The organism is Achromobacter sp. Marseille-Q4954 (genome assembly GCF_943737025.1).
GTDB lineage: Bacteria > Pseudomonadota > Gammaproteobacteria > Burkholderiales > Burkholderiaceae_B > Achromobacter > Achromobacter bronchisepticus_A.
Genome location: NZ_CALSFQ010000001.1, coordinates 2,214,648 through 2,236,429 on the forward strand (window position 1 = coordinate 2,214,648; position 21,782 = coordinate 2,236,429).

Sequence of the window (21,782 nt, forward strand, 5' to 3'; positions counted from 1 at the left end):
CGTGAAGATCTTATTGCTGGGCAAGGACGGCCAGGTCGGCCGGGAACTGTGCCGCGCCCTGCTCCCCTTGGGAGAGGTCGTGGCGCTGGGACGCGGCCACGTCGACCTGCGCGACCAGGACGCGCTACTCGCGGCCCTGGCGCTCCACCGGCCTGACGTGATCGTGAATGCGGCAGCCTTCACCGCGGTGGACCAGGCTGAGAGCGATCCCGACACCGCTCGCCAGGTCAATGCGCTCGCGGTGGCCGCCCTGGCCCGCCATGCGCGCGCGGCCGGCGCGTTGCTGGTGCACTATTCGACCGACTACGTATTCGACGGCACGCAGGAGCGGCCCTATACGGAAACCGACGCTCCCAACCCCCTAAACGTGTACGGCCGCAGCAAGCTCGAAGGCGAACGCGCCATCCTGGCCAGCGGCTGCGATGCATTGATATTCCGGACCAGTTGGATCTACTCGGCGCATGGGGGCAATTTCCTGAAGACGGTGCTGCGCCTGGCGCGGGAACGGGACAGCCTGGACGTGGTTGCGGACCAGCATGGCGCGCCGACGTCGGCCGCACTGATCGCCGACCTGACGGCGCTGGCGATCCAGCGCCGCCGCGCGGACCAGCTGCCCGCGGGCACCTACCATCTGGCCGCCGCCGGCTCCACCAGCTGGCACGGCTACGCACAGTACATCGTCGCTGGCGCCGCCGCGCGCGGCGCTGCCCTGACGCTGACTCCCGAGCGGATTCGCGCCGTCGCCACGCGCGACTATCCCGCCGCCGCCCAGCGGCCGCTCAACGCCGTGCTGGACACTGCCGCGCTGTCGCGCGCGCTGCAATGGCAAATGCCGCCCTGGACCGAACAGGTCGACCGCGCCCTGGAGCAACTCGTCAACCCTGGAGACCCCGCATGGCGCGCAAAGGCATAGTTCTGGCGGGCGGCTCGGGCGCCCGGCTGCACCCGGCAACGCTGGCCATCAGCAAGCAGCTGCTGCCGGTCTTCGACAAGCCGATGATCTACTACCCGCTGACCACACTGATGCTGGCGGGCATCCGCGACATCCTGGTCATTTCCACGCCGCAGGACACGCCGCGCTTCCAGCAACTCCTGGGCGACGGCTCGCAGTGGGGGCTGAATCTCGAGTACGCGGTGCAGCCTGCGCCCGACGGTCTGGCCCAGGCTTTTCTCATCGGCGCGCCCTTCATCGGCCGCCATGCCTGCGCCTTGGTGCTGGGCGACAACATCTTCTACGGCCATGAACTGCCCCGACTGCTGCAACGGGCCGATGCGCGCACGGAAGGCACTACCGTGTTCGCCTACCATGTGCAGGACGCGGAACGCTACGGCGTGGCGGAATTCGACCAGCGCGGCAAGGTCCTGTCCATCGAGGAAAAGCCTGCGCGGCCGCGCTCCAGCTATGCCGTGACCGGGCTGTACTTCTACGACAACGACGTCATCGATATCGCCCGCGAAATCCGGCCGTCCGCGCGCGGCGAACTCGAGATCACCGACGTCAACCAGCGCTACCTGGAACAGGGCCGGCTGGCCGTGGAGATCATGGGGCGCGGCTATGCCTGGCTGGATACCGGCACCCATGAATCGTTGCTGGAAGCCAGCCAGTTCATCGCCACGCTGGAACATCGCCAGGGGCTGAAGGTAGCCTGCCCTGAGGAAATCGCCTTCCGCCAGGGCTGGATCAACGCCGACGCGCTGGCGAAGCTGGCCGCGCCCCTGGCCAAAAGCGGCTACGGCGAATACCTGATGCGCATCCTGGTGGACAAGGTGTTCTGATGAAAGTCATTCCTCAAGCCATCCCCGATGTGCTGATCCTGGAGCCCAGGGTGGTGGGCGACGAACGCGGCTTTTTCTTCGAGAGCTACAACCAGGCCGCGTTCGAAGCGGCGACGGGGCTGCGCCCCTGCTTCGTGCAGGACAATCATTCGCGCTCGGTTCAGGGCGTCTTGCGCGGGCTGCACTATCAGGTCGAACAGGCGCAGGGCAAGCTGGTGCGCGTGTGCGCGGGCGAGATTTTCGACGTGGCGGTGGATATGCGGCGCGGCTCGCCGACATACGGGAAATGGGTGGGCACCCTGCTCAGCGCGGAGAACAGGCGCCAGGCGTGGATTCCCGAAGGCTTTGCCCACGGCTTCCTGACGCTGTCCGAGTATGCCGAGGTGCTGTACAAGACCACGGATTATTACGCGCCGCAGCACGAGCGCTGCATACGCTGGGACGATCCGCAGCTGGCGATCGCCTGGCGATGCCTGCAGCCGCCCCTGCTGTCCGAGAAGGACCGCAACGGCGCGCCGTTCGCCGACGCGCCGGCCTGCTGAATCAGTTCACGCCGGCAGCGTGGGCCTGTTCGTCGGCGTGGTACGAAGACCGCACCATCGCCCCCACCGCCGCATGCGAGAAGCCCATCGCATAAGCCTCGCGCTCGAACATCGCGAAGGTATCCGGATGCACATAGCGCAGCACCGGCAGATGGTGCTCAGACGGCTGCAGATACTGGCCAATGGTCAGCATATCCACGTTGTGCTCGCGCATGTCGCGCATGACCTGCAGGATTTCCTCGTCGGTCTCGCCCAGGCCCAGCATCAGGCCGGACTTGGTGGGGACTTCGGGGTGCAGCTTCTTGAACTCGGCCAGCAGCTTCAGAGAATGCATGTAGTCCGAGCCCGGACGCGCCTGCTTGTACAAGCGCGGCACGGTTTCCAGGTTGTGGTTCATGACGTCCGGAGGACCGGCGTTCAGGATGGTCAGCGCGCGGTCCAGGCGGCCGCGGAAGTCGGGCACCAGCACCTCGATGCGGGTGGTGGGCGACAGTTCGCGGATGTGCGTGATGCAATCGACGAAGTGGCCGGCGCCGCCGTCGCGCAGGTCGTCGCGGTCCACCGAGGTGATCACGACATAGGACAGTTTCATTGCGGCGATGGTGCGCGCCAGGTTCAGGGGCTCGTTGGTGTCCAGCGGATCCGGACGGCCATGGCCCACATCACAGAAGGGGCAGCGGCGGGTGCACTTGTCGCCCATGATCATGAACGTCGCCGTGCCCTTGCCGAAGCATTCGCCGATGTTCGGGCAGGACGCTTCCTCGCACACCGTGTGCAGGTTGTGCTCGCGCAGGATGCGCTTGATGTCGTAGAAGCGCGAGCCGGGCGCGGCGGCCTTCACGCGGATCCATTCAGGCTTCTTCAGGCGCTCGGCCGGAACGATCTTGATGGGGATGCGCGCGGTCTTGGCCTGCGATTTCTGCTTTTGCGTCGGATCGTAGACCGCTTCCGCGGGCGCGGCGGCGGATTCGTTCGAGGGGACAGGAGACTCGGCGAGCGTGGACATGGAGCACCTTCACGACCGGCGCGTGGGCGCGCCGGGTCTGAGACAAAAACGGCATTTTACCCTTCGCCGACCAGATCCGCCGGGCGGGGTCCCGCCCCCCAGGCGGCGGGCCTCCTCGGCCGGAGCCAGGCTGGGTTATCGTCACGCCTGATGAATCCGCCGGTTTTACCCATGTCTTCCCTGCCCCCGCCCCGCCCCATCGCCCTGATCGCGCCCCGACTGGACTGGGCGCCCGCGGCCCGCGCCATCCAGGCCTGCGCCGAATTGCTGCTGTCCGCCGGCTACTACCTGGCAGCGGGCCCCTGGCGCGAGGCCCAGGCCCGGCTTGGCGAACTGCGCCCCGTCGCAGCGCTGGTCATCGGTCCGCTGGACGACCCGGCCCTGCGCGCCGCCGTGGCGGCGCTGGAGGTTCCCACGGTGGAAACCTGGATCGCATCCGCCCAGCCACTGGACAGCGCCGTGGTGGTCGACAACGCGGAAGCCGGCCGTATGGCGGCGCGGCACCTGGCCGCCAAGCGCCATGCGCGCGTCGCCTGCGTCAGCGCCGACACCCCCTGGGAACGCGCCCGGCGTGAAGGCTTCATCAGCAGCGCGGCCGCACTTGGGCTGGAGCTGGTGGCGGACATCGTGCAGCCCGAGGTGCAGCACATGAACGACGGCCGCATGGCCTTCCTGCGCCTGCTGACCACCAACACGATCTTCGACGCGGTGTTCTGCACGACCGACCTGCTGGCCGCAGCCTCGGTCTCGGAAGCCCACAACCGCGACCTGCAAGTGCCGCAGGACCTGGCGGTGCTGGGCTACTCGGACGACGGCAGCGCCGCGCAGTGGGCGCAGGGCTTGACCACCCTGGGCGCCGACGCCGCCATTCTGGGCCGGCGCGCCGGCCAGTTGCTGCTGGACCGCCTGGACGGCGAACGCGGCACGGGCGAAAGGATTACGGTGGAAGTGGCTTTTGAGGAAAGATTGAGTACGTAGGACGAGTTGCACGCGGTGGGAGCCAAGCGCGCTTGCCCTGCCCCTGCCGCGCTACACGAATCTACTCATATAGCGCCGGAAAACCGCTTTCCTGCAGCATGATGTTGGCTTCCCGCAGAAACGCAGGCGTGGCGGTTTCAGGCACGCGCACCAGCCATTGCGCGGCATCCTGCTTCCGTCCGCGCAGCAACAGCAGCCGGCCCAGGTGGAACATGCCGCGGAAGTCGCCGCCTTCGGCGCAGCGCTGGTAGCAGTCGAAGGCGCGCTCCATGTCCTGCTCGACCACCTCGCCGGCTTCGTAAAAGCGGCCGACGACGCCGATGGACTTCACGTGGCCGGCGTCTGCCGCCTTTTGATAGAGCGCCAGCGCCGCCGCGGGATTCTGCGCCACGCTGCCGCGGCCGCTGCGCAGCATGTGGGCGTAGTTGTACATGCCCCAGTCCAGCCCCTTGTCCGCGGCCAGGCGGAACCAGTAGGCGGCGACCGTGTCGTCCTGCGGCACGCCCCAGCCATTCTCGTAGCAACGGCCCACCATGTTGATGGCCATGGGGTGATCGGCATGGGCGGCGCGCTTGAACCACGTCAGCCCCTGTTCCGGATCGCGCTCCACGCCCGTGCCGTCGAGCAGCATCTGGCCGTAGATGGTCTGGGCTTCGATCAGCCCCAGTTCGGCCGCCGCGCGGATCCATGCCGCGTAGTCCTCGGCCGGCCCCTGTTCGCGCAGCCGGGCCAGTTCTTCTGGCGTGGTTGCGGCTACATCGGCCGCGGTATAGGTCTTCATGTCTTGTTCCTTGCGCGATCCCAGGCCTGCGCCAGGTTGCGCGCCAACGCCTCGCCGGTCTCGGTGGGCTCGCGGCGCACGCCACAGGCCGCCATGTCCACGGTGCGCAGGCCCGCATAGCCGCAGGGATTGATGCCCAGGAACGGCGCCAGGTCCATCTGCACGTTCAGCGACACGCCGTGATAGGCCCGGCCATTGCGGATCTTGATGCCCAGCGCGGCGATCTTGGCCAGTTCGCCCCCGTCCGGATCGGGCACGTAAACGCCCGGCGCGCCGGGCTTGCGGCAGGCGTCGGCCACGCCCATCTGGGCCAGCGTGTCGATGACCGCGCCTTCCAGCAAATTGACGTATTCCTTGACGTAGATGTCGGCGCGGCGCAGATCGAACAGCGCATAGGCCATGACTTGGCCAGGCCCGTGATACGTCACCTGCCCGCCGCGGTCGCAATGGACGATGGGGATGTTGCCGGGGTTGAGCACATGCTGGGGCAGGCCGGCCTGCCCCAAGGTGTAGACCGGCGCGTGTTCGCAGAGCCAGATCTCGTCAGGCGTATCGGCGCCGCGCAGATTGGTGTACGCCTGCATGTCGTGCCAGACCGACAGGTAGTCGGCCGGCCGCGCGAGCCACTTGATCACAGCTGTCCCGCTCTTGCGCTAGAGGACGATGGACACCATCGGATGGCCATGCAGGGCGCGGTAGAGCGCGTCCAGCTGCTCGCGCGAGGTCGCGCGCACCGTGAAGGTCAGGCCCATGTAGTTACCGCCCTTGCTGGGCCGCATTTCCACCGTGGCGGCGTCGAACTCGGGATCGAACTGCAACACGACTTCGGTCAGCGTCTGCGCGAATTCGGGATGCTGCTTGCCCATGACCTTGATGGGAAAGTCGCTGGGATATTCGATGAGGGAGTCTTCGGGCGGGATATGTTGCATGATGTGCCTATAAGGTATTGCCCCACAGGGCGCGGCCACGGCTCGATACTGCACCCGAGGATGCCTGCCACGAGGCGGCCAGATCCTGTCTATATGGGGGCAAACCGCCAGCCGGCAAGGCCGCCGGGGCGGCCCCGCAGGAGCCGCCCGGTGACGCCGGACTCAGAGCGCGGCGATGCGGGCATCATAACCCGCCCGCAATTGCGCAAAAACGGGGCCGGGCTTGCCCGAGCCCACCGGCTTGCCGTCCAGCGAGACGATGGCCAGCACTTCCTTGGTGGCCGAGGACAGCATCAGCTCGTCGGCCTCTTCCACCTCTTGGCGCGAGATCGGGCGCGACTCGAACGGGATGCCGGCCTCGGCGGCCAGCTCGCCCATCAGGCCGTAGCGGATGCCTTCCAGGATCAGGTTGTTCTTCGGCGGCGCCAGCAGCTTGCCGCCGGAAACCACCCAGATGTTGGTGGACGAGCCTTCGGTCAGGTAGCCGTCGCGGAACTGCACCACTTCGTCGACCTGCGCATCGACCGCCTGCTGCTTGGCCAGCACGTTGCCCAGCAACGACACCGATTTGATCTCGCAATGCAGCCAGCGTTCGTCGGGGATGCTGATGGCGGCGAGGCCGCGTTCGCGCTGCGCGGCAGGCGGCGGCGCCCAGGCCGAGATCATGCCGAAGACCGTCGGCGCGACGGGCGTCGAGGGGAACTGGTGGTCGCGCTTGGCCACGCCACGCGTCACCTGCAGATAGACGATGCAGGTTTCAAGGTTGGTGCGCGCCAGCAGCTGCTGGATCAGGTCGATCCAGCCTGCGCGGTCGAAGGGCTGCGCGATCCGCAAGGCAGCCAGGCTGCGGTCCAGGCGGTCGAGGTGTTCGGCCATGCGGAATGCATTGCCTTGGTACACGGGGACGACTTCGTAGATGCCGTCGCCGAAAATGAAGCCGCGGTCCAGGACGGAGACCTTGGCCTCGTCCACACGCAGAAACTCACCGTTGAGATACACCTGGCTTTCGCCCGGCACGCCCGGAATCATGAGGCACTCCTGAATATGAAATGGAGAGGGACGAACCGTCCGGTCCGTCCCGTGAATAGAGCACGGGCGTTTCATGCGAAACGCCCGTTGCTAGCTTACACCCGCGATAGCGCCCGCGGCGCGGCAGGATTACTCGAACCAGCGCTTGACGGTATCGACCATGCGGCCGAAGAAGCCGGCGCGTTCGACCGCGTCCTGCACCACCAGCGGTTCGGTGCGCAGCACCTTGCCGTCCAGCGTGAACTGCAGGGTGCCGACCTGCTGGCCCTTGGCCAGCGGGGCGATCAGCGGATCCGTGCGCTGCGCCACCGGCTTCAGATCGCCAGCCTTGCCGCGCGGCACTGCGATCGACACGGGGTTGGGCGGGCCCAGCTTGACGTTTTCAACCGTGCCTTCCCAGACGCGCGCATCGATGCCGGGCTGGCTCTTGTCGAACAGTTTCACGGTGTCGAAGTTCTGGAAGCTCCAGTTCAGGAGCTTCAAGCTTTCCTCGGCGCGCGTGGCTTCGCTGTCCGTGCCCACCACGACCACCAGGATGCGGCGGTCGCCGCGCACCGCGGTCGACACCAGGCAGTAACCGGCCGAATCGGTGTGGCCGGTCTTCATGCCGTCCACCGACGGGTCGGCCCACAGCAGGCGGTTGCGGTTAGGCTGGGTGATCTTGTTGTAGGTGTAGCTCTTCTGCTTGTAGTAGTGGAAGTGATCCGGGTGGTCGGTGATCAGGTGCGAAGACAGGATCGCCAGATCGCGCGTGGACGTCATGTGCTGCGGATCCGGCAGGCCCGTGGCGTTCATGAAGTGCGTGTTGCGCATGCCCAGGCGTTCGGCTTCCTGATTCATCAGCGAAGCGAACGAGGCCTCGCTGCCGCCCACGGCCTCGGCCAGGGCCACGGAGGCATCGTTGCCGGACTGCACGATCATGCCCTGATTCAGCTCGTCGACAGTGACCGGCTTGCGCGGTTCGATGAACATGCGCGAACCGCCCGTGCGCCAGGCGCGCTCGGACACCGGCACGGTCTGCTCCAGCGTCAGGCGCTTTTCGTCCAGCGCGTTGAACACGACGTAGGCCGTCATGATCTTGGTGAGCGAGGCCGGTTCCACCTTCATGTCCGGGTTGGAAGCGGCCAGGGTCTGGCCGCTGTTCACGTCCATCACGATCCAGGCCTTGGCTGCGATCGTGGGGGCCGGCACGGCCGAGACGTCGCCCACGGGCACCACCGCCGAAGCATTCGGCGCCGGGGCCGCGGCGCCGGCAGCTGCAGCGGGTGCCGCGGCGGGAGCCTGCTGCGCCCAGACCGGCATCGAAGCCGCCAGCATGGCTGACAGCACCGCGCCTGACAGCAGGCGGCGGGTAAAGACAACGGGGGAGTGAGCGGAGTAAGGCAAATTCTTCATCGGCAACGTGGGTCCAGTAATGACGCCCGCCGGCGCGGGGCAAGTGGCTGACAATTATAGGCAGTCGATCAGACCCGTCCGGCCCGCCCGGGGTTCCCGTGGGGCGAAAACATGCAACCTGATGCAACCTGCGGCCGCATTCAGGCGCGTTGCCTCAAATCGGATCAGTCCAGCGCGACCTTCAGCCGCGCCTGCACCAGCTGGCGCAGCACCAGCAGCTTGCCGTGGAAGAAGTGCGATGCGCCCGGCACCACCACCACGGGAATGGAACGCGGGCGCGCCCAGTCCATGGCTTCGGACAGCGGCACGACTTCGTCTTCCTCGCCGTGCACCAGCAGCGTGTCGTCCGGCACCTGCACTTCGTGCGACTGGAAGCGGTTCACGGCGGGTCCCATCAGCATCAGGGCGGAGGGCAGTACCGTATCGCCCTGTTCGGCGAGTGCGGCAAAGGTCTGCGCCGCGACGGCAGTGCCGAACGAAAAGCCGGCCAGCACCCACGGCGCCTGGGCCAATTCCGGATGCAGTTCGCGCATCTGCGCCACGACCGCCAGCATGTCCTGGGTTTCGCCGACGGATTTGTCGAAGGTGCCCTCGGACTGCCCGACGCCGCGGAAATTGGGCCGCACCGCCACCAGGCCATGCTGCACGCAGGCGCGCGACAGGGTCGTGACCACCTTGTTCTCGCGCGCGCCGCCCTGCAGCGGGTGCGGATGCAGGACCAGCGCCCAGCCTCGCGGCGTACCCGCGGGCCAGTCCACGGCGCAATCGATGCGGCCGGCGGCTCCGTTGAAGGCATGGGTTTCAGTACGTGCGGACATGGCGTGACTCAGGATGCGGGAAAAACAGCGATCTTAACCGCCCGGCCTGGAGGCGGGCTTCAGCGTCGTGGCAAGCCACTGCGCCAATTGATCCGCTGCATCGTCCGTCGCCTGGCGCAATGCCGCGACCCCGCCCTGCGCGTCCTGCGTGGGTGCGGGCGCGCGCGCCTCGATGCGCGTCTGGCCCACCACGCTGCGGCCGCTGAGCAAGACCGCCTGCAGCAGCACGCGGCCTTCGCTGGACTGGCCGTCGGCGGCGAATACCTGCTCGAACTGGGACAACGACACCTGCAGTTGCGGCGTCTGCAGGGTGACGCGCTCGTCCAGCACCGGCCCCTGGCGCGACAGGCGCTCCGTGAGGCGCTGACGCACCAGGTCCGCCGGCGGCGAGGCCCAGCGGTAGCTGGCATAGGCCTTGGGCGCGGCGCTGTCGCCCACGCGCCAGATCACCCCCGTGTCGGACAGGCTGGGCACGGCCTGGAAGACCAGCGCAAGCGGCGCCCGCGCGGGCAAGACCGGCGTGGGCCGGGAGTCCAGGCCCAGGTCGAACACCGAAGGCGGGGCAGCCACGCGGCCGATGCCGCAACCGGCCAGGGCCAGCGTCAGGATTAGAACGGCGCTACGCATCTTCATCATTTGGGCGATCTCCCGAAGCCTGCAAAGCCGGCCTCGCCGGGCCCGGGCTCGCGGGGCGCCGGGCCGAACAGGAACGATTGCGGCGTGTTGTCCACACGGCGCAGGGTAACGGTGGCGCCGCGCGCGGCCGCGCTGACGTTGGTGGCCATGCTGGTGATGGCGGGCAAGGTCTCGCCATCCAGCCGCGCGGCGGCCAGGGCGATGTCATTGAGGCTGCTGGTGGCGGCGGACAGGGGGCCGTCGGGCGCGTTCAGGCGCGCCAGCGACTGGCGGGCCTGCGCAGCCAGGTCGCCGACTTCCCGCGCGGCGCGGTCGGCCTGGCGCGAGGTCTTGTCCAGCGAATCAATGAGGGGACCGAGCTTGGCCAGCGTGGGCGCCAGATCCTGGCTGGCGCCCCTGAGCGACTGGGTGATGTCGGTGGCGTTCTGCAGCGTGGCGGTGAGCGCCTGCACGTTCTGCTCGCTGAGCACGCGCCGCAACTGCTCGGTGACCTCCTCCACGTTGGAGATCAGCTTGCCGCCACGCTGCTCGATGCGGTCCAGAAAGCCCGGACGCAGCGGAATCGCGGCCGGATTCGCCGCCGACGAGGCCAGCCGCTTCATCGAGGAACCGTCGTCGCGCAACTCCACATTGGAAATGCCGGTCACGCCCTGCACGCCCAGTTCGGCCCAGGTGGACTCGGTAATCGGCGTGTTCGGCGCCACGCCGATGCGGATGCGCACCTGCCCGGGCTTGTCCGGGTTCAGGGCCAGCGACTGCACCTTGCCCACCGGTACGCCCTGGTAGCGCACCGTGGACTGCGGATTCAGGCCGCTGACGGCGGTCGCGGAGATAATTTCGTATGGCTGAAGCTGAGTCCGGTCGCGTCCGATCCAGATGGCCACCAAGGCGGCTGCGGCCAGCAAGGCCAGCGTGAAGATGCCGGCCATGAGCGCATGACTACGGTTTTCCATGATGCAATCCCTTCGGCGCCAGATCCCCCAGCGCCCGCAAACCGCGCTCGCCCAGGAAGAATGTGTGAATGAACGGGTGATCGACCTTCAGTACTTCCGGCACCGTGTCGCACACGATCACCCGTTTGTCCGCCAGCACGGCGACGCGCGTGGCCAACGCCAGCAGCGTGTCCAGGTCGTGCGTCACCATGACGACGGTGAATCCCAATTGCCGGTGCAGGCTGCGCACCAGGTCCACGAACTCGTCGGAGCGCAGCGGGTCCAGGCCGGCCGTGGGTTCGTCCAGGAACAGCAGTTCCGGATCCAGCGACAACGCGCGCGCCAGCGCCACGCGCTTGACCATGCCGCCCGACAGGTCCGACGGCCGCTTGTCGGCGTCGCGCGCCGACAGGCCCACCATCGCCAGCCGGCACATGACCACGTCGCGCACCAGGTCTTCCGGCACCGTGCGCAATTCGCGCAGCGGCAGAGCCACATTGTCGAACACCGACAGCGCGGAGAACAACGCCCCCGCCTGGAACAGCATGCCCCAGCGATAGGACAGCCGCCGACGTTCAGCCGCCGTCAGTTCAAACAACGAATGGCCCAGCACCCGCACCGTGCCCGCGGCTGGCCGGTCCAGCCCGATGATCTGCCGCAGCAGCACCGTCTTGCCCGTGCCCGAACCTCCCACCAGTACCAGGATCTCGCCCGGGAAGACGGTCAGGTCCAGATTGTCGTGCACCACGTGATCGCCAAACGCCGTGCGCAGCCCGCGCACCGTGATGACGGGTTCTACCGTAACGCCGTCCTCGGCGAAGAGCTTGTGCTGGGCGGCGCTATTCATCAGATGCCCACCGAGCTGAAGATCACGGCATACAGCGCATCCAGCAGGATCACGCCGGTAATCGAGGTGACCACCGAGGTGGTCGTGCCGCGCCCCAGGCTTTCCGTGTTGGGCTGGATGCGCAGGCCGAAATGGCAGGCGATCAGCGCGATCAGCATGCCGAACGTCACGCCCTTGAGGATGCCGATCCAGTAGTTCGTCAGCGAAATCGCGTCCGGCAGCGACTGCAGGAACCATTGCGCCGACACGCCCAACTGCATTTGCGCGGCGAGCATGCCGCCCAACAGCGCCATGGCGTCCGTCCACAGCACCAGCAGCGGCATGGTGATGGCCAGCGCCACCACCCGCGGCAGGATAAGCCGCTGCCCGTGCGAAATGCCCATGACCAGCATCGCGTCCAACTCCTGCGTCACCCGCATCACGCCGATCTGCGCCGTGATGGCCGAGCCCGAACGGCCCGCCACCAGGATGGCGGCCAGCACCGGACCCAGCTCGCGCACGATGGACACGCCCAGCAGGCGCACGATGAAACGATCGGCGCCAAACATCTGCAGCTGCTGCGCCGACAGGTAGGACAGCACCACGCCGATCAGGAAGCCGACCAGCGCCGTGATACCCAGCGCCTGCGCGCCGGTACGGTACACCTGCGCCGAAATCTCGCGCCATGGCCCCAGCCGCGGCCGCAGCAGCATGCCGCCCAGGTCCAGGACCAGCTGCCCCAGCATGATGAGCAAGGCGCGGCCATTGTCGATAGCCTGGAATATCGCCTCGCCCACCGCTCTCAGCCAGCCCCACGGATCGCGCTTGGGCGCGGCGGCCGGGGTCTCGCCCTTGTTCATGGCCAGCGCGTTGAACACGTCCTGCTGGCCGGCGGACCAGCGCACGCGCTCGGGCAGCTTGTGGCCCCAGGCTTCCCAGATCAGCAGCGCGCCGATGGTGTCCAGCCGGCCGATGCCGTGCAGGTCCCAGCGCGCGCCGCCATCCGTGGCGCAGGCCAGCGCCTCGCGGCGACGTTGGACCTCGCCCGGCTCGGCCAGCGCCAGCACGCTCCAGTCGCCGGCCACATGGCACACGCCTCCTTCGAAACGGAAGGGCGCGGCGGCGGCAGGTGTGGACGAAGCGGAATGCGGCATGAAGACAGAATACCGATGCAAAATGTATCGCCAATCATAAACGCTGGCGCCGTCCGGCCGCGAGCGCAGGCCGCGTGCCCTACAATCGCCGCCATGTCCGCTCAAGCCAGCCCCATCGACCTGCCCGCGCCGGAAACCCTGGCCCGCATGCTCAGCACGCGCCTGCCCGCCTTCCAGGACATCTCCTGGACCGGCAGCACCGGATCGACCAATGCCGACCTCCTGGCCCGCGCTCGCGCAGGCGGCGGCGGCAAACCCTGGCTGCTGGGCACGCACCTGCAGGAAACCGGCCGCGGCCGCGCCGGCCGTCCGTGGCAGAACCGCACGGGCTCCACGCTGATGTTCTCCTGTGCCTTCGACGTGCACCTGCCGCCCGCGCAACTGCCCGCCCTGTCGCCGCTGGCCGGCATCGCCGCCTGCGAAGCTCTGCGCACCGTCGCCGGCCCGCAAGCCGCCGGGTTGTGCATGAAATGGCCCAACGACGTGCAGTGGCACGACGCCAAGCTGGCAGGCGTACTGGTCGAGACCACCCGCAACCCCGGCGGCAGCGAGGCCGGCCATACGGTCGTCATCGGCATGGGCGTGAACCTGACCGACGCCGCCCGGCTGTCGCTCGCGCTGGAACGCGAAGTCGCCGACTGGAGCCAGGTGCAGGCAGCCGCCGCCCGCCAGGCCTCCGCCGCCGACCTGGTCTGCGCCAGCGCCATGGCCTGGCTGGAAGCGGTGCGGACGCTGGAGCGCGAGGGCTTTGGCGCCTTCAAGCCACGTTTCGACCAAGTGGACGCTTTGGCCGGCCGCAAGGTCAACGTGCTGGACAAGGGCGCTATTCTTCTAGGCGGAACCGCCTGCGGCGTGGACGAACAAGGCCGCCTGCTGGTGCAAACCCCCGAGGGCACTCAGCCGATCCTGGTCGGTGAAATCTCGATTCGACGCCAAGCATGATTATTCTCATCGACTCCGGCAACAGCCGTCTCAAGGTGGGTTGGCTGGACGCCGGCAACTCCGACGCGCCGCGCGAACCCGCGGCGGTCGCCTTCGACGGCCTGGACCTGGACGCCCTGGACCGCTGGCTGGCCGCCCTGCCGCGCCGTCCCCTGCGCGCGCTGGGTGTGAACGTTGCCGGCGAGGCGCGCGGCGCGGCCATCGCCGCCATCCTGCAAAAACATGGCTGCGCGGTGACCTGGTCGCCGTCACAGGCAACCACGCTGGGGCTGATCAACAGCTACAAGACGCCCACGCAGCTGGGCGCCGACCGCTGGGCCTCGCTGCTGGGCGTGCTGTCGCGCCTGCCGGGGGCACACCCGCCCTTCGTGCTGGCCAGCTTTGGCACCGCCACCACCATCGACACCGTCGGCCCCGACAACGTCTTTGCCGGCGGCCTGATCCTGCCGGGTCCGGCCATGATGCGCAGCGCGCTGGCCCACGGCACCGCCAACCTACCCATCGCCAATGGCCAGGTCGTGGCCTATCCCACGGACACGCACGAGGCCATCGCCTCCGGCATCGCCGCCGCGCAGGCCGGCGCCGTCGTGCGCCAATGGCTGGCCGGACGCCAGCGTTACGGCCAGACGCCGCAGATCTACGCGGCGGGCGGCGGCTGGCCCGAAGTGCACCAGGAAATCGAACGCCTGCTGGCGGACGCGGGCGGCACCGAAGGTGCGGCCCCCGTACCCATCTATCTGGATCACCCCGTCCTGGACGGCCTGGCCGCGGTCGCCCGCGCCACCCTGGACGACCAAGCCTGAACGGGAGACCCCGGCCATGCGCGTGCTCTTCATCCTCATCCTGCTGGCGAATCTGGGGGTTTATGCGTTGGGCCAGGGCTGGCTGGGCGTGCGCCCCGAGGACGAAGGCCGCGATCCGCGCCGCTTCAACCAGGAACTGAATCCGGGCGCGGTGACCCTGGTTCCCAAGACCGCGCCTGCCGCCCCCTGAGCCCCATCCGGCGCACGCGCCGGTGAGCGCGGGCGCTAGCCCGCCTTTCCTGCCTCCAGCCAGGGTGCCAGCGCGTCCAGCGTGCGCCCCGTGGCTCCCGAATGCATGCGGAACCATGCCAGCGCCGCCTCAGCCGTGCGCTGGCGGCGCGGTTCGTCCGCCAGCAGCGCCATCGCCGCCTCCACCGCCTGGCCGGCGTCGGCCGCGCGCAGCACGGCGCCCGCCGCGATGGCGTCTTCCGCCGCCTGCTTGAAATTGAAGGTGTGCGGGCCGACGATGACCGGCACGCCCGCCGCGCAGGCCTCGATCAGATTTTGCCCGCCCAGCGGCGCAAAGCTGCCCGCCACGATCGCGACATCCGACGCGGCGTAGTGGAACGCCATCTCGCCCAACGTGTCGCCGAGCAGCACGGCCGTGCCCGGCCCCGGCGCCACGCCTTCGGAGCGCCGGACGTACGGCAACCCTGCATCCGACAATAGGCGCGCGGCCTCGTCAAAGCGCTGCGGATGGCGCGGAATCAACAAAAACAGGGGCGCACCAGGCGCAGCCGCATGGCGTTTGATGGCCTCGATGAAGCCGCTGTCCTCGCCCTCGCGCGTGCTGGCCACCGCCACCACATGCCGGCCCAGCTGTTCGCGCCAAGCCTGCCCCGCGGCAACCTGCGCCGCCGGCAGGACCAGATCGAATTTCAGATTGCCCGTCACGACGGGCTGCGGCGCCCCGGCCTGCACCAGCCGGCCCGCGTCCTCGGCGGTCTGCGCCAGCACCGAGTCCAGTCCGCCCAGCGCTTCGCGCATCACGCCGCCCATCCTGCCCGCCTGGCGCAGCGACGACGCCGAAAAGCGGGCGCTGACCAGCGCCATGGGCACGCCCGCAGCGCGCGCGGCCGCCAGCAGGTTCGGCCAGATCTCCCGTTCGATGAGCAGGCCGCAGCGCGGCCGATACGCCGCCATGAAACGGCGGGTCGCGCCGGGAAAATCATAAGGCAGCCAGGCCTGGCGCAACTGGCCACGGGCAATCGCTTCCGCGTACTGGCGCGCGCCCTCGGCGCGGCCGGTGGCTGTCATGTGCGTAAGCAGCACCGGCAAGCCGCGGTCCAGCAAGGCTTGCAGCAGAGGCTGCGCGGCGCGCGTCTCGCCCAGGCTGACGGCGTGCACCCAGACCGGAGCGGTCCAGGACGTGGCAGCGGCGGGCCCGACATGGCCGAAGCGTTCAGAAGAGAAGATTTCCCATTGCCCGCCCGCGCGCCGGGCGCGGTGGCCCATCCAGAGCCAGACCAGCGGTGACAGAGCCCTGAGCGCCAGCGAGTAGACGCCGCGGTTCATGTCACTGTGCGGCCAAAGCCTGCTCCACCGCCGCCATCACGGCTTCGCGCGACGGCGACGCCCCGCGGTCGCCCAGGCTGGCGGTGTAGCTGGAACCGACCAGCGGCGTGCGCACCGGGGTGGAAGCACGGTAAATGCCGATGGTGGGCCGGCCCAAGGCGGCCGACAGGTGGGTCAGGCCGCTGTCCAGCCCCACCATCAGGCGGGACCCAGCCAGCAAACGCGCCACCGCGGTCAGGTCCATGCGGGGCATCACCTCGGCGCCATCCATGCCGGCAATCAGCAACCGGGCCCGCTCGGCCTCCTGCTCATTTCCCGCCAGCAGTTTCAGGGTGCAGCCTGCGTCCCGCAGACGGCGGAACACGACGCGCCAGTCTTCTTCCGGCCAGAGCTTGTCGTCACGGCTGGCCGACGGCATGATCACGGCATAGCCGCGGTCCGTATCCAGGTGGTGCAAGCGCGGCAGTTCGCCGACGTTCAGACCCTCGCTGCCGACTTCCAGCACCGGGTCCGCCGCAGGCTGCGTCGCCTGGCGCGCAAAAGCCTGCAAGCCGAAATCGGGCGCGCCGGCGTATTGGTAGCCGAACGTCAAGGCGGCCAGCTTGCGCTGGCGGATCACCGCCGGCTGCCAGAACTCCACCCGATGCCGCACGTTGTAGAACAGCGAAGCCAGCGGCTCGCGCGCCGAACGCCAGTCCAGCCCATGCCGCACGCCGCGGGTCTGGCGCACCAGCCAGGCGGATTTCAGGAGCGCCTGCATGTCCAGGACAATGTCGTACTGCACCGAGCGCAGCCGCTCCTTCAGCGCCTTGCGCTCCGCCCGCACTTCCGCCGACCACCAGGCTTTGCGCCAACGGCGATGAGCAACCTTGATGACCTGATTGACCGCCGGATGCCAGGCAGGAATGTCGGCAAAGGCTTCTTCCGCGATCCAGTCGATCTGGGCATCGGGCACATGGCGGGCAATGTCGGATATTGCCGGCAACATGTGCACGAGATCACCTAGCGATGAGGTGCGGACGATGAGAATTCTTGTAGGCATCAAGTGTGGGGCAATACGGGTGAAGCTGCGAATTTACAACAAAGCTTAGCCCTCGTAGCCCTTGGGATTCTGCGATTGCCAGCGCCAGCCGTCCACGCACATCTGCTCGATCGTGCGCTCAGCACGCCACCCCAACAGCCGATGGGCAAGTTCGGGATTGGCCCAGGCCGAAGCGATGTCACCGGCTCGGCGCGGCATGACCTCGTAAGGAATGCTGCGTCCGCTGGCCTGTTCAAAGGCCGCGACGAGTTGTAACACACTAGTACCGCGGCCCGTACCTAGATTTACGGCAGTAAAGCCGGCGTGGCCCTTCAAGGCCACGTCGACCGCCTTGACGTGGCCTTCGGCCAAGTCATCGACGTGGAGATAATCGCGCACCCCCGTCCCGTCCACAGTTTCATAGTCATCGCCAAACACCGCGAGGCGCTCGCGCTTGCCCACCGCCACCTGGGTTATGTAGGGGAACAGGTTATTCGGTATGCCGCTGGGCGCCTCTCCTATCGTCCCACTCTCGTGCGCGCCAATGGGATTGAAATAGCGCAACGCAATGCCGCAGCGACCGCCGCCGATGTGGGCCCAATCCTTGAGGATCTGCTCGACGACCGCTTTGGACCAACCATATGGGTTGGTAGGCGCAATGCGGTGATCTTCCGTATACGGCAGACAGATTGGCTCGCCGTACACCGTGGCGGAAGAGCTGAAAACCATATTTCGGACCTCAGCCCTATCCATGGCAGCCAGCAGCGTGATCGTACCTCCAACGTTGTTGGCGTAGTAGTGCAAAGGCTGCTCCACAGACTCGCCAACCGCCTTTAGGGCTGCAAAATGGACCACCGTGGAAACAGGCGTGCCAAGATCGCGCTGCGTGGCGAAAATCCGGTCCAACAGCGCAGCATCGCAGATATCTCCAGACACGACTTCCAGCGCCACGCCTGCAAGCGCCTCTACACGCCGAAGCACCTCGGGCGAACTATTGGAGAAGTTGTCCAGCACGATCGGAGTAAAACCGCTCCGCAACAAGGCCAACAGCGTGTGCGACCCGATATAGCCGGCCCCGCCGGTGACTAGCAGTTTTTGATTCATTCTCGACTCGGCGCCATCAGCGGCGCAAAAAAAGCTCGTATACCAATTTGCGCATTCCATTGGGTGCCAATCGTACGGGCAGACGGAGCGCCAGATTGGCCAAAAAACGAAACGGACTGATAAAACGGCTGCGCAAGAAAGTCCGTTGCATGCCCCATTCGCTGGCCACGTACTTCAAGCCACCCCGCCGTTCGAACATGCCATGCCCTGTCCTGGCCAATACCAGAACTTCCGGGAGGTTAGCGGTACGCGCTCCCCGCTGCAACATACGCACCCATAGCGCGTAGTCCTCGTACATCGGCTCGTTGCCATACCCACCCGCAGCCAACGCGGCTTCGCGACGGAACATCACGGTCATGTGATTGAAAGGGTTGCGGCCGCGGGCATAGGCGGCAATCGCCTCATGCGTTTCGGGAACCCGTCGGATGCGGCCAGCCTCGGTCTGCGGATCCACATCGAATTCCCGTATCCATCCGCCACAGAGATCCAGGTCCGGATGCGCGCGAAGCCAGCCGATTTGGCGCTCGAATCTGTCCGGCACGAGCAGGTCGTCCGTGTCAAAGCGGGCTATCCAAGACGTCGAGCAGATCCGCAAACCGGCGGTCAACGCAGGTCCCAGACCCTGATTTTGGGGCAAGGCAAGCGACTTCAGCGGCAGCCTCGCGCGAAAGCTAGCTATCACGTCGTGCAAAGCGCTGGTCAACGGACCATCCTCCACCAGGACCACTTCCTGGATGGGAGTATGGCAATTGCACAGGCTTTCCAGCGCCTGTGCCAGATAAGCGGGCTGCTCCTTGGCATACACCGCCATCAACACGGAGAAGGCCCAAGGCTGGCGCGCAACCACCGTCGAAGACGTCGACAGCGGCATCAGATTAGTCTCCGCACCCTGCTGTAGAACCGGTACATGGCGATCATCATGCGCCGCAGCCGCGGACGCTGCACCATGCGTCGCACAAAATTGACCAGCTCGACCTCCTTCTCCGACAGACTGGGACCTGCCAGTTGCGTGCCACCCACGTCGGAGGAATTAACCAGGCTGTACAACACATTCGCATCCAGACGGGTCAGGCCCGAGGTATTGCGCACCAACCGACGGCGGCCGAAGTAGCGGTTGTAAGTCTTCGACATGCTGGAAGGCGTGTTGCGATAAAGATAGCCAGCACTCGGAATCAGCGAGAAGCGTTTTCCGCTCCAGGCAAGGCGCGAGTAGAAAGCCCAATCTTCCCAGACCGACCGATCCGACTCATCCCATCCGCCAAAGTCCCTCAACGGCTGCGTGCGCACCATCACATTGGAGGTGATGTACTGGTTTTCCAGCAACGCGAGCGCGCGCGCTTCAGGCACGCCCAGCGCCTTCCAAAACCAGCCTTCGCGCAAGGCTTGAGCGCCGTTCCGCAGGTCATCGATATCGGTGAAATGGATCGCAAAGCCGGTCGCAGCCAGCAGCGACGGATCCGCACGCATGGCCATAACAGCCCTTTCCAGCGTATTACGCAACAAGACGTCGTCACTGTCGATAAAGAAGGTGAGCTCGCTTCCCGACAGCGCGAGCCCCGCATTGCGCGCCCCTGCCAAGCCGCGATTCTGCTGACGATGCACACGCAGCGGCACGCGGTCTCCGAGAGCCCGCACCGCATGTGCCTGCAATTGCGCAGCGTAATCCTCGCGTGAACCGTCATCCACGATGATCACTTCTTTCGGCAACAGGCGAGACGCGCAGATGGACTGCAGCAGTTCTCCGAGCAACGCGAAATCCGTGTTGTAGACAGGCACGACGATACTCAGATCGCACGCGGCTTCCGTATCCAGTACTGGCCACGCGGGGACGGACGTCGGCCGGTCCTTGCGAGACCACCAAGCGTTGATGTCGCGCTGTCGCTGACGGATGCGCTGGCGCGAGTGGTTCAGAGCCGCTTCGTAGCCGGCAGGCTCGACAGTCAACACTTCGTCCATCTTGCGCTGCAGCGCAATCGCGTCGGGCGCGGAAAAAAAACGCGCGACGTGCTCCGGATCGTCGACGACCTCAATGGCCCCGCCGGTGTTGTACGCCACCAGCAAAGTACCCATCAACAACTGTTCAAGAATCACGAAGGGATAATTTTCGCCGCGCGACGGCACCACGAAGAGGCTGTCAGCCGCGTGCTCCTGCGTAAACTCGATGAGCTGCGCATGAGTCAGGTGCATGTCCTTGTAGCTTGCGTACTTCGCAAGACGGACCCTGTCTTCTTTCGACGGAGCCAGCGGCCCGAGCGATACAATCTCCTCGATATCTTTCAGCCGCCCGGTTTCGCCCAACGCTTCAATCGCCTTGACGAAATCCGGCCAACCCTTGAGCTGGTTATATTTGCCGACGAAAACAATACGTTTGACCTTTTTGTACGAAATCGTACCGGTGTCCCGCACCAGATCGAGGTCAAAGGGTAGCCGCGTAATGCTCAGATTGGCCGGTTCGTAGCCGAACTCCTGCTGCAACAACTGCTTTCCAAGATACGACGACGGTGCATAGCATTCGTCGGCGTGCTTGAACAGGTAGGCGTCTCGGATTGCCTGCGCCGCTTCATACGGCGTGTAATTCATGGCGCCCTCGTCCTGGGCGCCGTACTTCACATAGTCGATCGAACCGTGCATGAAAATGCGCACGTTCAACCACGCGGGTAGGCAGCCGGTCCGTTTGGCCTGCACAATGCGGAACCCGATGGACTTGTAGTCCTGGATCTCCACGACAACCAAATCCGGCAGCAGAAACAAAACGCAATATAGCGATTCGAGCAAGCCGAGCCCGTCAAAGAAGCACTCTTTGCTGCCTTGCTCGCCGAACATCCGCGGCAAAAATGTACGCCCGTCCTTGGCTGTCGCAACCGGCAGATCGATGTCGCAGAACAGCACGGAAACCTTAGGGTCGATCGCCTTGATGTTGCTCGTGTAGGTGCCGATTCCTCCCGTCGGACGGATCGACGCGTCCTCTGTCGTGACCAGCAGAAGATCCGAACAGGCAAGGCCCGCTGAAAAACCCAAACCAGTCAAATGATCCCGGTAGCCGGTCTCGGACAGCACGGCGACGCGCGCCGTTGTCGTCCCCTGCCTGTTTTCACTGCTGGCTGCAAAACCGCCAGCATCCAGAAACGCACCGAACTGAGCCGAAGTCCATTTGCGGAATCTGCCCTCGTCTGCGCCATGCAGGAACAACACCGGCCTACCTGTTTCGAGGCAGAACCGCTTAATCGCCAACAGGAACGGTCGAGGGTCGGCCAGATCGGCCAGAAAACCCGCGCTGATCGCCCAGGATCCTTGACCGGCATTAGCGCGCACGAAAGCCTCTGCCTGACCTTGCCATGAGTCGAGACCACCGGTAACCGACCATAGACCCGGCCCCGTCGCCTCGGCGTGGCAAAACACCCGCATGCGGGCATCCTCGGGCATTGCCGCAAATGCTCCGCACAACTGGATGCTCGCAAGCTTGTGCTCCTCCGCGAACTTCAGGACCGCATCCGGCCGTTCGCGAACGACAACGGGGCCTGCCCTGTCAACCAACAGGGAGGCCTCTCCCGCGCCGAAACCGGCAAACATCGATATGACCTTCAGGTCCATGCCC

At 66.5% G+C, this 21,782-nt stretch carries 23 protein-coding genes; 7 read left to right on the forward strand and 16 right to left on the reverse strand.

Annotated features, from left to right (window positions below; all coding sequences use genetic code 11):
• The first annotated feature begins 1 nt into the window (after nt 1).
• The 3 genes from rfbD to rfbC are packed head-to-tail and all read left to right on the forward strand — an operon-like array spanning nt 2 to nt 2,318.
• Entirely contained in the window at nt 2-913 is a 912-nt protein-coding gene (gene rfbD / locus NGK62_RS10405; RefSeq protein WP_251878261.1) for a dTDP-4-dehydrorhamnose reductase, read from the forward strand.
• Entirely contained in the window at nt 895-1,776 is an 882-nt protein-coding gene (rfbA, locus tag NGK62_RS10410) for a glucose-1-phosphate thymidylyltransferase RfbA (protein ID WP_251878263.1), read from the forward strand. The genes rfbD and rfbA overlap by 19 nt, the downstream gene beginning before the upstream one ends.
• Complete coding sequence (rfbC, locus tag NGK62_RS10415) at nt 1,776-2,318, forward strand: dTDP-4-dehydrorhamnose 3,5-epimerase (RefSeq protein ID WP_251878266.1); 543 nt, start codon at nt 1,776-1,778, stop codon at nt 2,316-2,318. The genes rfbA and rfbC overlap by 1 nt, the downstream gene beginning before the upstream one ends.
• A gap of 1 nt (nt 2,319) precedes the next feature.
• Here rfbC and lipA read toward each other — a convergent pair whose 3' ends face one another.
• Nucleotides 2,320-3,324, reverse strand: a complete 1,005-nt coding sequence (gene lipA / locus NGK62_RS10420; protein ID WP_118933508.1) for a lipoyl synthase — start codon at nt 3,322-3,324, stop codon at nt 2,320-2,322.
• Nucleotides 3,325-3,495: 171 nt separating this feature from the next.
• Between lipA and NGK62_RS10425 the strand changes: the two genes are divergently transcribed.
• Nucleotides 3,496-4,302: a LacI family DNA-binding transcriptional regulator gene (locus NGK62_RS10425; protein ID WP_118933509.1), complete on the forward strand. Its 807-nt coding sequence runs from the start codon at nt 3,496-3,498 to the stop codon at nt 4,300-4,302.
• 61 nt (nt 4,303-4,363) lie between these two features.
• Here the strand turns inward: NGK62_RS10425 and NGK62_RS10430 are convergent, their stop codons facing one another.
• The 10 genes from NGK62_RS10430 to NGK62_RS10475 form a co-directional block, all read right to left on the reverse strand.
• Nucleotides 4,364-5,083 (reverse strand): tetratricopeptide repeat protein, encoded by a 720-nt coding sequence (locus tag NGK62_RS10430; protein ID WP_251878268.1) that lies wholly within the window; start codon nt 5,081-5,083, stop codon nt 4,364-4,366.
• Nucleotides 5,080-5,718 (reverse strand): lipoyl(octanoyl) transferase LipB, encoded by a 639-nt coding sequence (gene lipB / locus NGK62_RS10435; RefSeq protein WP_059374092.1) that lies wholly within the window; start codon nt 5,716-5,718, stop codon nt 5,080-5,082. The genes NGK62_RS10430 and lipB overlap by 4 nt, the downstream gene beginning before the upstream one ends.
• A gap of 18 nt (nt 5,719-5,736) precedes the next feature.
• The gene (locus NGK62_RS10440; protein ID WP_054457066.1) at nt 5,737-6,012 is read right to left on the reverse strand and encodes a YbeD family protein; all 276 of its coding nucleotides are present in this window, start codon (nt 6,010-6,012) and stop codon (nt 5,737-5,739) included.
• A 162-nt stretch (nt 6,013-6,174) separates the two neighbouring features.
• Nucleotides 6,175-7,041, reverse strand: coding sequence for a D-amino acid aminotransferase (locus NGK62_RS10445; protein WP_059374090.1), 867 nt, complete (start codon nt 7,039-7,041; stop codon nt 6,175-6,177).
• A 129-nt stretch (nt 7,042-7,170) separates the two neighbouring features.
• Nucleotides 7,171-8,436 (reverse strand): D-alanyl-D-alanine carboxypeptidase family protein, encoded by a 1,266-nt coding sequence (locus NGK62_RS10450; protein ID WP_118933510.1) that lies wholly within the window; start codon nt 8,434-8,436, stop codon nt 7,171-7,173.
• Nucleotides 8,437-8,600: 164 nt separating this feature from the next.
• Nucleotides 8,601-9,254, reverse strand: a complete 654-nt coding sequence (locus NGK62_RS10455; RefSeq protein WP_251878271.1) for an alpha/beta hydrolase — start codon at nt 9,252-9,254, stop codon at nt 8,601-8,603.
• 33 nt (nt 9,255-9,287) lie between these two features.
• Entirely contained in the window at nt 9,288-9,887 is a 600-nt protein-coding gene (locus NGK62_RS10460; RefSeq protein ID WP_251879558.1) for an ABC-type transport auxiliary lipoprotein family protein, read from the reverse strand.
• On the reverse strand, nt 9,887-10,843 hold the full coding sequence (locus NGK62_RS10465) for an MlaD family protein (RefSeq protein WP_059374086.1): 957 nt from the start codon (nt 10,841-10,843) through the stop codon (nt 9,887-9,889). Before NGK62_RS10465 ends, NGK62_RS10460 begins: the two co-directional genes overlap by 1 nt.
• Nucleotides 10,830-11,669 carry an ABC transporter ATP-binding protein gene (locus NGK62_RS10470; protein WP_088154656.1) on the reverse strand — a complete coding sequence of 280 codons (840 nt, stop codon included), beginning with the start codon at nt 11,667-11,669 and terminating at the stop codon, nt 10,830-10,832. The genes NGK62_RS10465 and NGK62_RS10470 overlap by 14 nt, the downstream gene beginning before the upstream one ends.
• Entirely contained in the window at nt 11,669-12,802 is a 1,134-nt protein-coding gene (locus tag NGK62_RS10475) for an MlaE family ABC transporter permease (protein ID WP_059374082.1), read from the reverse strand. Before NGK62_RS10475 ends, NGK62_RS10470 begins: the two co-directional genes overlap by 1 nt.
• Nucleotides 12,803-12,895: 93 nt before the next feature.
• On the opposite strand from NGK62_RS10475, the gene NGK62_RS10480 reads away from it, so the two are divergent.
• The 3 genes from NGK62_RS10480 to NGK62_RS10490 are packed head-to-tail and all read left to right on the forward strand — an operon-like array spanning nt 12,896 to nt 14,737.
• Complete coding sequence (locus tag NGK62_RS10480) at nt 12,896-13,744, forward strand: biotin--[acetyl-CoA-carboxylase] ligase (RefSeq protein WP_118933513.1); 849 nt, start codon at nt 12,896-12,898, stop codon at nt 13,742-13,744.
• Nucleotides 13,741-14,547 carry a type III pantothenate kinase gene (locus NGK62_RS10485; protein ID WP_118933514.1) on the forward strand — a complete coding sequence of 269 codons (807 nt, stop codon included), beginning with the start codon at nt 13,741-13,743 and terminating at the stop codon, nt 14,545-14,547. Before NGK62_RS10480 ends, NGK62_RS10485 begins: the two co-directional genes overlap by 4 nt.
• 16 nt (nt 14,548-14,563) lie before the next feature.
• Nucleotides 14,564-14,737, forward strand: a complete 174-nt coding sequence (locus NGK62_RS10490; RefSeq protein WP_165867898.1) for a hypothetical protein — start codon at nt 14,564-14,566, stop codon at nt 14,735-14,737.
• 35 nt (nt 14,738-14,772) lie between these two features.
• Here NGK62_RS10490 and NGK62_RS10495 read toward each other — a convergent pair whose 3' ends face one another.
• The 5 genes from NGK62_RS10495 to NGK62_RS10515 are packed head-to-tail and all read right to left on the reverse strand — an operon-like array spanning nt 14,773 to nt 21,778.
• A complete protein-coding gene (locus NGK62_RS10495) occupies nt 14,773-16,062 on the reverse strand; it encodes a 3-deoxy-D-manno-octulosonic acid transferase (protein ID WP_251878273.1) in 1,290 nt (429 codons plus the stop codon).
• Nucleotide 16,063: 1 nt separating this feature from the next.
• Entirely contained in the window at nt 16,064-17,104 is a 1,041-nt protein-coding gene (gene waaC / locus NGK62_RS10500) for a lipopolysaccharide heptosyltransferase I (protein ID WP_118933516.1), read from the reverse strand.
• A 45-nt stretch (nt 17,105-17,149) separates the two neighbouring features.
• The gene (gene galE, locus NGK62_RS10505; RefSeq protein WP_118933517.1) at nt 17,150-18,187 is read right to left on the reverse strand and encodes a UDP-glucose 4-epimerase GalE; all 1,038 of its coding nucleotides are present in this window, start codon (nt 18,185-18,187) and stop codon (nt 17,150-17,152) included.
• Nucleotides 18,188-18,203: 16 nt separating this feature from the next.
• Nucleotides 18,204-19,058, reverse strand: coding sequence for a glycosyltransferase (locus tag NGK62_RS10510; protein WP_118933518.1), 855 nt, complete (start codon nt 19,056-19,058; stop codon nt 18,204-18,206).
• Nucleotides 19,058-21,778, reverse strand: coding sequence for a glycosyltransferase (locus NGK62_RS10515; protein WP_251878275.1), 2,721 nt, complete (start codon nt 21,776-21,778; stop codon nt 19,058-19,060). The genes NGK62_RS10510 and NGK62_RS10515 overlap by 1 nt, the downstream gene beginning before the upstream one ends.
• Between the last annotated feature and the right edge of the window lie 4 nt (nt 21,779-21,782).